At 39.6% G+C, this 11,849-nt stretch carries 10 protein-coding genes; 5 read left to right on the top strand and 5 right to left on the bottom strand.

All coding sequences use genetic code 11. The features are described from left to right. Positions 1-320: 320 nt before the first annotated feature. The 5 genes from BI291_RS04510 to BI291_RS04490 form a co-directional block, all read right to left on the bottom strand. The gene (locus BI291_RS04510; protein ID WP_074496560.1) at positions 321-1,217 is read right to left on the bottom strand and encodes a DMT family transporter; all 897 of its coding nucleotides are present in this window, start codon (positions 1,215-1,217) and stop codon (positions 321-323) included. Positions 1,218-1,230: 13 nt separating this feature from the next. Beyond that, positions 1,231-1,953: a tRNA (N6-threonylcarbamoyladenosine(37)-N6)-methyltransferase TrmO gene (tsaA, locus tag BI291_RS04505; protein ID WP_074496559.1), complete on the bottom strand. Its 723-nt coding sequence runs from the start codon at positions 1,951-1,953 to the stop codon at positions 1,231-1,233. Next, complete coding sequence (gene rcsF, locus BI291_RS04500; RefSeq protein WP_074496558.1) at positions 1,950-2,363, bottom strand: Rcs stress response system protein RcsF; 414 nt, start codon at positions 2,361-2,363, stop codon at positions 1,950-1,952. The genes tsaA and rcsF overlap by 4 nt, the downstream gene beginning before the upstream one ends. Positions 2,364-2,462: 99 nt before the next feature. After that, entirely contained in the window at positions 2,463-3,515 is a 1,053-nt protein-coding gene (locus BI291_RS04495; RefSeq protein WP_074496557.1) for a 3-deoxy-7-phosphoheptulonate synthase, read from the bottom strand. Between the two features lie 366 nt (positions 3,516-3,881). Next, positions 3,882-4,691, bottom strand: a complete 810-nt coding sequence (locus BI291_RS04490) for a pyruvate, water dikinase regulatory protein (RefSeq protein ID WP_074496556.1) — start codon at positions 4,689-4,691, stop codon at positions 3,882-3,884. Positions 4,692-4,838: 147 nt separating this feature from the next. Here BI291_RS04490 and ppsA point away from each other — a divergent pair, with 147 nt between their 5' ends. The 5 genes from ppsA (at position 4,839) to BI291_RS04465 (ending at position 11,695) form a co-directional block, all read left to right on the top strand. Further along, positions 4,839-7,211: a phosphoenolpyruvate synthase gene (ppsA, locus tag BI291_RS04485; RefSeq protein ID WP_074496555.1), complete on the top strand. Its 2,373-nt coding sequence runs from the start codon at positions 4,839-4,841 to the stop codon at positions 7,209-7,211. Between the two features lie 763 nt (positions 7,212-7,974). After that, positions 7,975-8,673, top strand: a complete 699-nt coding sequence (locus BI291_RS04480) for a spondin domain-containing protein (RefSeq protein WP_074496554.1) — start codon at positions 7,975-7,977, stop codon at positions 8,671-8,673. 8 nt (positions 8,674-8,681) lie between these two features. Beyond that, positions 8,682-9,410 carry a spondin domain-containing protein gene (locus BI291_RS04475; RefSeq protein WP_074496553.1) on the top strand — a complete coding sequence of 243 codons (729 nt, stop codon included), beginning with the start codon at positions 8,682-8,684 and terminating at the stop codon, positions 9,408-9,410. An 81-nt stretch (positions 9,411-9,491) separates the two neighbouring features. Beyond that, positions 9,492-10,214 carry a response regulator transcription factor gene (locus BI291_RS04470; RefSeq protein ID WP_074496552.1) on the top strand — a complete coding sequence of 241 codons (723 nt, stop codon included), beginning with the start codon at positions 9,492-9,494 and terminating at the stop codon, positions 10,212-10,214. Then, entirely contained in the window at positions 10,211-11,695 is a 1,485-nt protein-coding gene (locus tag BI291_RS04465; RefSeq protein WP_074496551.1) for a cell wall metabolism sensor histidine kinase WalK, read from the top strand. Before BI291_RS04470 ends, BI291_RS04465 begins: the two co-directional genes overlap by 4 nt. The last annotated feature ends 154 nt before the right edge of the window (positions 11,696-11,849 follow it).

Here is an 11,849-nt window from a genome sequence, read left to right as displayed (position 1 = left end):
AGTTCTATCGTTTCTTACATTGGCGAAGCAAGTAATTCGGCATAGACTCCACAAAATTAAAAATCACTATCTACAGAAAAGTCGAGAAAACTTTATTAGCTTATTATCAAATATGTTCAGTTATATAAAAATGGGGATCCGTCAGCCCGAAGGGTTCAACTAAACGCCTCCTGCTCTTTGTTACTTGAATTAACCATAGAATGACTATGCAATAATCCAAGTGCCGCGATCAGAAGACGTTTAATTTGAACAAAACTTAAACAGCAAAGATCAACACGCTCTAGTACTTCCGTTAAAATAACAAGAAACAGAGCACTTTATTATTGTGCTCTTTTTTTATTGTTAAACAGTGCATTCAATTTAAATGCTCCAGTCGAAAAGGCCACACCGATTAGAATTAATGCACTGCCATAAAAGGTAAATTCAGTAATCGTTTCATTTAGGATCATCACTCCCCAGAAAATACCAAAAACAGGAATTAAATAAGTCACTGAAATAGCATTAGTTGGTCCAATGTCACTAATTAAGCGGAATAAAAGGATATACGCAAAGCCTGTACATAAAATGCCGATTGCTAATGCAGCATTCATCGCAGTGATACTTGGTATCGTTTGTGGCAAGTAAAATAGGCTAATTGGTACAAGTATTAAACTACCTGCTATTTGACTTCCTGCAGCAGAGGCCAGAGGTTTAACGTTTGTTAAATATTGTTTGCTAACACTTGCGCCAATACCATAACAAGCTGCCGCTAATAGTACCGCTAAGGTCGGCAATAAGGTATCGGCTGGCGCAATTGTTAATTGCGGATACATTAAAACGTAAACACCAGCAAAACCAAGTAATAACCCAAACACTTGCAATTTTGTTAAGCGATTTTTTAACCATATGTAAGCAACCAAAGCGCCAAATAGCGGAGTCGTGGCATTTAGCACTGAAATGTTACTTGCAGTTAAGCTAAGTGTCGCCCAGCCAAATAATACAAAAGGAATAGCCGTATTAAAGAGCCCAACGATAAAAAGCTGCCACGGGGCATGAACTAAAGTACGCGTTTGTTGTTTTATGATTAACACCAACAACAGCACAAGCGCACCTATTAGCGTTCGAATTGCCATAAAGGTGATAGGGCCAAATTCAGGCACGCCTAATTTCATAAACAGAAAAGAAGCGCCCCAAATAGCAGCGAGTAAAATAAATTCAATGGCAGGGTGAGTTTTCATGTTTTCCAGTTAGCTATTTGTTTTTATTGTCATAGCATATGTCAAATACTTCAATATTTCTGGCGGAAATCAGTCGCCACTTTATATTAAATTCATAAAGACGAATGCCGTAAATTTTATCGTCAACCTGCTGTTGTTTATAGGCAGGCCGAGGATCTTGTTCAAGTACTTGTGTGATCAATGACGTTAACTGTGGGTATCGTGTATTAACGTGCAATAGAAATTCATTGACGGATTTGGTGATACTGACGGTAATAGGTTCACTGGGGGCTTGATTGGCATAGCTTGCATTAGCTTCGGGTACTGAATCGGAGTATGGCACGTAGGGTTTAATATCTAAAACCGGAGTACCTTCTAGTAAATCAAGACCAGACACATGCAACAAACATTGTTGTTTAGTAAAGGATATATCATCTAACGATAAGACTGACATGCCAATAGGGTTTGGTCTAAACGTAGATCGAGAAGCGAGTACACCAATTTTTTTGTTTCCACCAAGGCGCGGTGGTCGAATTAAGGGTTTCCAGCCCTGTTTGGCGGTTTGATGAAAAACGAACAATACCCAAATATGACTAAAATCAGCTAAACCCCGAGTAAACTCTTGCTGGTTAAAGTCGTTAATTAATTCAATAGTGCCGTGTGCTGCGCTAACTAGACCTGGTTGCCGTGGTATCGCAAACTTTTCTTTATAGGGAGAATGTACATAACCAATAGGTGAGAACTGAAAACTACTCATTGCTTTGTATTATTCGTCTTATCGATAAAAAATGCTCTGCCATAACACACCCGCGTGCGAATACATTGTTTATTTGCCTGGTTATCTTCTATCAAAGTACAACCTGAGAAAATTATGGCATTAGCACCTAGTTGATAAGCCGCGCTGCGTGCATGCGTTCTTGCATCAATTTCATTTGGAAGTTCGTGGTGTGCTTTACGCTGACAAGACTCACCTTCAACACCACCAAGCGATTTATAGTTCGCTGTAAACTCTTGTTCATTTTGATAAATGGTAACCGCAGCAGGCGAAAAATATTGAGAAAAATTCTCTTTATCTAGATTGGTGTTAACAGCGTACTGGTTGGTGCATGCACTGATCAGTAACGAGCAAAGCCCTAGTACGGAAAGTGAAAAAGTGAAGTGCTTCATAGCGTGAATACTTTGAGAATTTATCGAATAGATTAGTTATAACACGCTAAGCATTAAGCCGGAAATACTTCCCACCTAATGCTTAGGTAATTTAACGTGTTAACTTCTCGCGTTGTTAACTGCTGTGGCAAGGATATCGAGCATATCTTCGCTAGTCGTCAGGTCTACACAAGCGTCAGTAATACTTTGTCCGTACACTAATGATTCGGTGTTAATGACTTTTTGTTTTCCTTCAGCTAAGAAGCTTTCGACCATAACGCCTGAAATTCCTTTGGTGCCGTTAGCAACTTGATCGGCAATAGATCGTGCAACATTAATTTGTTTTCGATGATCTTTGTCACTATTACCGTGACTACAATCAACCATAATACCGGTATTAATATCATTAGCGGTTAACTTTTCTAATGTGTCGCTAACATCACTTGCATGATAGTTTGGTGTTTTGCCACCGCGTAAAATAACGTGAGCAAAAGGATTACCATGAGTTTGATATATACACATTTGGCCACTTTTATCAGGTGAGTACAACACATGTGGAACGCTTGACGCTTTTATCGCATCAACGGCAATTTGAATATTACCATCGGTACCATTTTTAAACCCAACGGGACAAGACAACGCTGAAGCTAGCTCTCTGTGTACTTGGCTTTCAGTGGTTCTTGCGCCAATAGCACCCCAAGAAATCAAATCTGAAATGTACTGACCTGTCACCATGTCTAAAAATTCAGTACCTGCGGGTAAACCTAGCTCGTTAATTTCCATCAATAAGCTGCGCGCAAGGTTTAAGCCTTTCGCTACTTTAAATGATTTATCTAAATCAGGATCACTAATGAGTCCTTTCCAACCGACGGTGGTTCGAGGTTTTTCAAAGTACACGCGCATAACGATATAAAGACTATCTTTATATTTATCGTGCAATGTTTTTAACTTCTTCGCGTAGTCAATCGCTGCTTTAGTATCATGAATAGAGCACGGGCCGATTATGATAAGTAACCGATCGTCCTCGCCATTAATAATGGCTTCAATTTGCTTGCGACTTTCAATGATAAAGTTAGCGGTATTGTCAGACAAAGGTATTTGATCTGCTAATTCTTGCGGCGACACTAAACTGTCTATCAGTGTCGTTCTAAATTCGTCTGTTTTGATGGTCATACTAAACCTAGATATGCAAGGCATTGCGGGTAACGCAATACACTTGGTTAAATTATCGCGCTAACATACCTAAATTCAGCAACTTTGTGAACATTAAACAAAGAATAAATTATTATTAATTAGGGTCTGTTGACCTTTTGCGTTTATTTTTGCAGCAGTTTATGGGTATTTAGACAAGGCATTGCGATTAATGTGTGGTTATTCCACATAAAAAAGCAATAACGACGTATAAATGACAAAAAAAAACGCTGCCCTTAGGGGTCAACTAAACGTTATTTTTTCATCGTTGAACGCAATTTACATGGAATAACCATGAGGCATTGCTCACGCCTCGAACAAAATTCAATCTAAAAAGGTCAACAGATCCTAATATTTATAACGCTGTAAACCTGTTTGTGCGAGTATTTTTGCGGTGATTTCTTCTACTGACAGTTTGGTGGTGTTGATAAAAGGAATTTTTTCTTTTTTATAAAGGTTTTCAACCGCACGTATTTCCATTCTACATTGTCTTGCTGATGAATATTTGCTGTTTGCCATTCTACCGTCACGAATATCCATTAATCGTTGTGCGTCGATTGTTAATCCAAAAAGCTTTTTCTTATGCGGTTTTAAAAAGTCAGGAATTTTTAATGCGTCCATATCTTCGTCAATAAAAGGATAGTTGGCTGTTTTTATCCCATATTGAAGGGCTAAGTATAACGAGGTTGGCGTTTTACCCGATCGTGAAACGCCCACTAAAATTAAGTCTGCTTGCTCATAATTGGTAATGTTTGAACCATCGTCATTCGCAAGAGAATAATTAACTGCATCAATACGATTGTCATAGCTATTTTCGTGAATACTATGTGTTCTATGTGCTTTAGGCTTTGCTGATACGCCTAACTCTTGTTCAATTGGAGAAATAAAATGCTCAAGGAAGTTGTAAATAATGGCATCGCAACTGTCAATAATCTCTCGTATTTTTGGGTTAACAAACGTATGAAAGACTAAAGGCTTTTCACCGGTAATTTTTGCAGCACGATTAATTTTATCTTTTGCGGCAAGCGCTTGTTGTTCAGTTTCAACAAAAGCAATGGTGTCGTGATTAAACTCTAAAGGAAATAACGACAATAATGCATGACCAAAAACTTCTGAAGTAATGGCGGTACCGTCTGATATGTAAAATGCTGTTCTCATGAATATTCCTGATAATTATTATATAGATGAAATTAACACTGAAAGGTTACATTAAAGCTTTCAGAATTAAATTGCTATGTGTAAAATGCACGAACACGTTAGATATAACTATACTTAAATTTATTTGTCCATTGTGGAGAATTAGCTGTGCAAGAAAACGTTCTTTGGTATCAAGAGTTAGGGATGGGTGATGTAGACCGTGTTGGCGGTAAGAATGCATCACTTGGTGAAATGATTTCAAATTTAGCAAATGTTGGTGTTCAAGTGCCAGGAGGGTTTGCTACTACAGCGTTTGCCTTTAATGAGTTTCTTGAGCAAAGTGGCTTAAACGATAAAATTTATCAGCTACTAGACACATTAGATGTCAGTGATGTTAATGCGCTAGCACAATGTGGCAGCACGATTCGACAGTGGATTATCGACACACCGTTTTTGCCTGCTATGCAGCAAGACATCGAAAAAGCGTATGCACAACTTGCCGGAGAGTTTTCACAAGATGCTTCGTTTGCTGTTCGTTCATCTGCTACCGCTGAAGATATGCCAGATGCGTCTTTTGCAGGGCAACAAGAAACTTTTCTCAATGTCCGCGGTTTAGATGCGGTAATGATCGCTATAAAACATGTATTTGCATCATTATTTAATGATCGCGCTATTTCTTATCGAGTTCATCAAGGGTACGACCATCGTGGTGTTGCATTATCCGCTGGTATTCAACGTATGGTGCGCAGCGATATTTCTTCAAGTGGCGTTATGTTCTCTATTGATACTGAATCTGGCTTTGAAGATGTTGTTTTTATTACCTCTAGCTACGGATTAGGTGAAATGGTGGTGCAAGGTGCTGTAAATCCAGATGAATTCTATGTGCATAAACCAACACTTACTAACGGAAAACCTGCCGTCGTACGCCGTAACATTGGTAGCAAAGCAATAAAAATGGTTTACACCGATACGCAAGAGCATGGCAAGCAAGTTGAAATTGTTGATGTAGATGAAAGTTTATCAAATCAGTTTTCATTAACTGACGAAGAAGTGCAGTCGCTGGCAAAACAAGCAGTTATCATTGAGAAGCATTATCAACGTCCGATGGATATTGAGTGGGCAAAAGATGGTTTAGACGGCAAATTATATATCGTACAAGCACGCCCTGAAACGGTACGTAGTCGTGAACAAGCAAATGTAATGGAGCAATTTCAATTACAAAGTTCAGGTAACATAATTTGTGAAGGTCGTTCAATCGGCCATAAAATAGGTAGCGGAGCGGCGAAAGTATTAGCATCACTTGATGAAATGGATAAAATACAGCCAGGAGATGTACTCGTTACCGATATGACAGATCCTGATTGGGAACCCATCATGAAGAAAGCGTCCGCTATTGTGACTAACCGTGGTGGAAGAACATGCCATGCTGCCATTATTGCACGTGAAATGGGCATTCCTGCTGTTGTTGGCTGTGGCGATGCAACCAGTAAAATTAATGCTGGGGATGAAGTTACGGTTTCTTGTGCAGAAGGCGATACTGGTTTTATCTATCAAGGTAAATTAGATTTTACCGTCACCACATCACAAGTTGATGAAATGCCTGAGCTGCCATTAAAAATAATGATGAATGTTGGTAACCCAGATCGCGCCTTTGCGTTTGCAAAATTACCACATGCGGGCATTGGTTTAGCGCGACTCGAGTTCATTATTAATAAAATGATTGGTGTTCACCCTAAAGCCTTACTAAATTTTGATCAACAATCAGCTGATTTACAAGAAGAAATTGGTGATTACATGGCAGGGTATAGTGACCCCGTTGAGTTTTACATTGCCAAGTTAACCGAAGGTATTTCTACACTTGCTTGTGCTTATGCGCCAGAAAAAGTGATAGTACGCATGTCAGATTTTAAATCGAATGAATATGCCAACCTTGTAGGCGGTGAAGAATTTGAGCCAGACGAAGAAAATCCAATGATTGGCTACCGTGGCGCTTCACGATATGTTTCTGAAGATTTTCGTGATTGTTTTGCACTGGAGTGTGAAGCAATTAAACGGGTAAGAAATGACATGGGTTTCACGAATGTTGAAGTGATGATCCCCTTTGTTCGTACATTAGAAGAAGGCCAAGCGGTTATTGATATTCTTGCTGAGAATGGTTTAAGGCGCGGCGAAAATGGCTTACGTGTGATCATGATGTGTGAACTACCTTCTAATGCATTACTTGCTGATGAATTTTTAGATATTTTTGATGGGTTCTCGATTGGTTCAAATGATCTAACGCAATTGACCCTTGGTTTAGACCGTGATTCAGGCTTAATTGCCCATTTGTTTGATGAACGTAACCCTGCGATCAAAAAGCTGTTAGAAATGGCGATTAAAGCGTGTAAAACGCGCGGCAAATACGTTGGTATCTGTGGACAAGGTCCATCTGATCATGAAGATTTCGCTGCATGGCTAGTAGAGCAGGGTATTGATAGTGTATCGCTTAATCCTGATACCGTTTTACCTACTTGGTTATACTTAGCTGAGCAACACGGCTAAATAAAAAGGGTCAGGTACAATTATTAGCAACCTATAATAAAATGGGTCATGTATTGAGGAAAGCTCAGGAATAATTCTTATATTTCGAAAAAGTAGTTTAGATCCTTAGGGAGCATTCATGGTATTTGGTGAACAGTTTTATCGCAAAACAAAAATAACCAATCGTAAACACCATGAATGTTCCCTATATTGAAGAAGACGCTTGCTCTTGTTACTCCATATATGCAAGCAAGACGTATGCTTCTTTAATGTGCTTACTTGAAACCCTGTTAATAGAGACAAACGCAACGCTCTTTCGATGTACCCGTTTTTGGTCAAGCCAATTGCTGATAATGCAACATACTATATTATTTTACCGAAGGGTTTTCATGTCACGGTGGTCTTTATACCAATTGAATTAAAGGTTTGATCAACATAGAACTTCGTTGTTTAGGGGCGATTGAACTTTCGAAATCAAATTAAGATGAACCCAAAGGGCAACTTTTATTGTCATTTATACTTTGTTATTGCTTTTTCAAGTGGAATAACCACACATTAATCACAATGCCTTGTCTACCTACCCATAAACGGCTGAAAGATAAACACGAAAGAGTAACAGACGCTAATATAACTCTATTAAGACCACTTCTTTTGATTGTTAATTTCCTAACGTTAACTTGATTTTTTTGTGAGACTTTTGTGATAATTTCGTGAAAAAATCGAGATATTTTCTTTGCATACTGTTGATGAATTGAACATTTCACCATAATGACAAGGAAATAACATGAAATTAAAACACTCGATTTTAGGCGCTGCTATTGCCATAGCATCCATTCAAGCCCAAGCACAACAGTTAGACATCAACATTACTAACCTAACGCAAGGCATTTATTTTACGCCCTTTTTAGTCGCAGCTCACAACGCAGATGGTAAGTTGTTTACTGTCGGGGCTGAGGCGTCGGCAAACTTACAAATGATGGCAGAAGGTGGAGACATTTCTGGTTTGTCTTCCGATCTTGGTGCGATCAGTGCAGATATAAACGAAAACCCGGCTGAAGGTTTGCTTGCACCCGCAATGAGCACAAGCTTGATGTTAGATACAACAGAGGGCAACAATTATTTATCTATCGTGTCTATGTTACTACCAACTAATGATGGATTTGTTGGCTTAAACAGTTGGATGATCCCTGAAGAACCCGGCACTTATACTATCGACCTAAGTGCCTATGATGCAGGTACTGAAGCTAATGATGAGGTGGTAAATGGCGGCGGTGCTCCTGGTATGCTGGGTATTCCAGTTGACCCTAGTGGTCATGGCGGAACGGGTGCTTCGGGTGTGACAGACATGGAGTCAAATACGATGATCCACATTCATCGTGGTAGCCTGGGTGATGATGATGTGGCAGGAGGAAATAGTGATCTAAATAATACCGTTCACCGCTGGTTAAACCCTGTCGTTCGTATCACTGTCACCGTAAACTAGGAGGGGCCATGAATATATCATCTTTAAAACTAGGTGCATTAATGCTTACGCCGCTGTTATTGCTTGCTGCTTGTGGAGACAGTAACTCATCAAAAGCGCCTATGGTCGTTGAACCTCCCGCGCCAACCCCAGTTGATTACAGTTACCAAATTACCGTGACTAATTTAACCCATGCACAGCCTATGTCGCCTATTGCTGTGATACTGCACAATGAGGGCATGTTGTGGCAAATCGGCGAACCTGCAACGGCAGCATTAGAACTGTTAGCAGAAGCGGGTGACAATACTGAAGTATTGACCGCTGACATGGTTCTTGCCAGTCAGTCAGGCGAAGGTTTGCTCATGCCCGGTATGCAAGAGTCTATCAATATTACCTTGACTGATACTATGCCAATGATGGTTTCTATCGCTACGATGTTGGTGAATACCAATGATGCATTTACTGGCGTTAATGCCTATGACATCTCAAATTTAATGGTCGGCGAAAGTATTTCTTTTACCGCCCGTTCTTATGATGCAGGAACGGAATTTAACACTGAAACTGCAGCTTCTATTCCTGGTCCCGCATCTGGTGGTGAGGGAGAAGGTTATAATGAAGCCAGAGATGACATTGCTGATCACGTTGCTATGCATCCTGGTGTCGTCAGCAGTGATGATGGCCTTGCGACATCTGTGCTTGATGCCGGACATAAGTTTGATAATCCAACATTGAGCATCACCATTGCTAGAACGGAATAAGCATAGTTCAGGCAGTTAAAGGGAAGGCAAGAGCTTTCTCTTTTTATCCGTTTCTCTTTATTAAACCACTGGGGAAACAGTATGGATAGAGTGCTTTTAGTTGAAGATGATTTAGATATCGCAGAACTGATCAAGGTAAACCTACAAGACATGTCACTTGAAATTGTTCATCAATCATCAGGCGAAGCCGCGTTAGCATTAATAGAAAGTCGTCATTTTGATTTAGTGATACTTGATGTGATGTTGCCCGGTATATCTGGTTTAGACGTATGTCGCCAAATCAGAGAGAAATATCCTGAGCAGTCTATTTTAATGTTAACTTCCCGAGACAGTGAAATTGACCGGGTGTTAGGGTTAGAGCTAGGTGCTGACGACTATATGACCAAGCCATTTAGTATTCGTGAGCTTCAAGCCAGAATAAGGGCACAATTACGCAAAGCACATGTAATTGCAGAGCGAACAAAAACGTGTCAGCAACAAGTAAAGGCAGCGCAACTCACCTTAGGAGCACTTCAAATTGATATTATCAGTCATAAAACTTACCTTAAAGGAAAAGACATTCCATTGACTTCAACAGAGTTTGATTTACTGTATTTTTTAGCATCGCACCCTGAGCAAGTGTTTTCAAGAGAGCAATTGTTAAGCTCTGTGTGGGGTTATCATCACTTGGGTTATGAACACACTGTTAATTCGCATATAAATCGCCTGCGTACTAAAGTAGAACAAAATGCCGCTAAGCCAGAAATTGTGCAAACTGTTTGGGGGGTCGGTTATAAGCTATCTAAACAAGGGGTAGCGGCGTGAAGTTGAGTTTATATCAGCGGTTGTCATTATCTCTGCTGTCAGTGTTCGTCGCCATATTGATCGTGTTCTACTGCTGGGCTAATTCATTAGAAAAGCAAGTTAGGTATGAAGCACAGCAAGGTTTACATTTATCTTTAGCTGAAAATTTAGTCAACGATAACCCGATATTAACAAAGGGCGTATATGATTATGAGGCACTTAAAAATTTATTTCATACCTTGATGGTACTTGGACCAGCTTTTGAGTTTTATTTGTTAGATCCTACAGGAAAGGTATTGACTCACTCCATTGATAAGCACTTGATTAAGCGTGATCAAGTGAGTTTAGCACCGCTGTTAAATCTTATTGAAAGTAACATTGCTTTACCTATTTATGGTGACGATCCAAAAAATGAAGCACGGCAAAAAGTATTCTCAGTTGCACCTGTCTATAATGGTGAGGCATTGCAAGGCTATTTATATGTTATTGTCGCAGGGGAGCAATATGAGTCGGCTTTTGCTAATCCTCAATTCAATCAACAAGCAAAATTATCATTAATGGCATTTGCCGGCGCCATGTTATTTTTGTTCGTTGTGATGTTAGGCTTGTTTCGTTACTTTACTAAACCGCTTAGGAAATTAATTGGCGATATTCATACGCTGAAGGCGGCTGGATTTGATCAAAGCAAGGTGAAGCTTGCTCTTTGGAAAAGAAATACTTCGAATGAAGTGCATCAATTGGGCATCGTTTTCGAAGAAATGGCGCAACAAATTAGTGAGCAATTAAATCAACTAAAGCAGGCTGATCTTCAACGAAGAGAGTTATTGGCAGATATTTCTCATGATTTACGTACACCATTGGCATCGTTGCAGGGGTATGTTGAAACGGTAGCACTAGGGCTTGATAGTTTAACGGCTGAGCAAAAAAATAAATATCTACAAACAGCGCTGAAAAATGCTCAAGATCTTAAATTATTAATTGATCAAATTTTTGAATTAGCACATTTAGAGGGAGGTCAAGTATCTATTCAATTGGAAAGCTTTAACATTATTGAACTTTTGTATGATGTTTTAGCAAAGTTCTCCTTAAAATGCCAAGCCAAGGAGATCAAAATGTCGATTAAGCCTAGCCATTCAAATACGCTGATTTTAGCGGACATAGCTAAACTAGAGCGCGTACTGAGTAATTTAATTGAAAATGCGATAAGACATACACCGCAAGGCGGGCAGATATATTTGCAGGTAGATGAGATTAAAAGTCATCAATGTCAGGTGACGGTGAAAGACACCGGAACCGGAATTAAAAAAGCAGAGTTGTCGTATATTTTTGATACTCGCTATCGCGCTAGTAATGCTATCAATGCTGGTGAAAAACATGCGGGCTTAGGATTAGCGATTACCAAGAAACTGCTTGAACTCATGCACAGCGAAATATCAGTCTCTAGTGAAATAGGACAAGGTGCAGCGTTTAGCTTTGCGTTGAAGAAAGTGTCAGTAAATTAGCTATGGAAACTATACTCGTTACTTTAGCAGTTACTTTATGTACCCAAATCAGCACATAAGGACAGTTAGGAGGTTAGGTTATTTGACTCAGAACAGGGTAACGCATTCGCCTTACTCTGTGGAAAATAAGGGGTTATACTGACATATTAAATGC

The sequence above is a fragment of the Thalassotalea sp. PP2-459 genome (assembly GCF_001913705.1).
Taxonomy (GTDB): Bacteria; Pseudomonadota; Gammaproteobacteria; order Enterobacterales; family Alteromonadaceae; genus Thalassotalea_C; species Thalassotalea_C hakodatensis.
The sequence above is the reverse complement of the archived record's forward strand: the minus strand, read 5'-3'. Positions and strand labels throughout refer to the sequence as shown.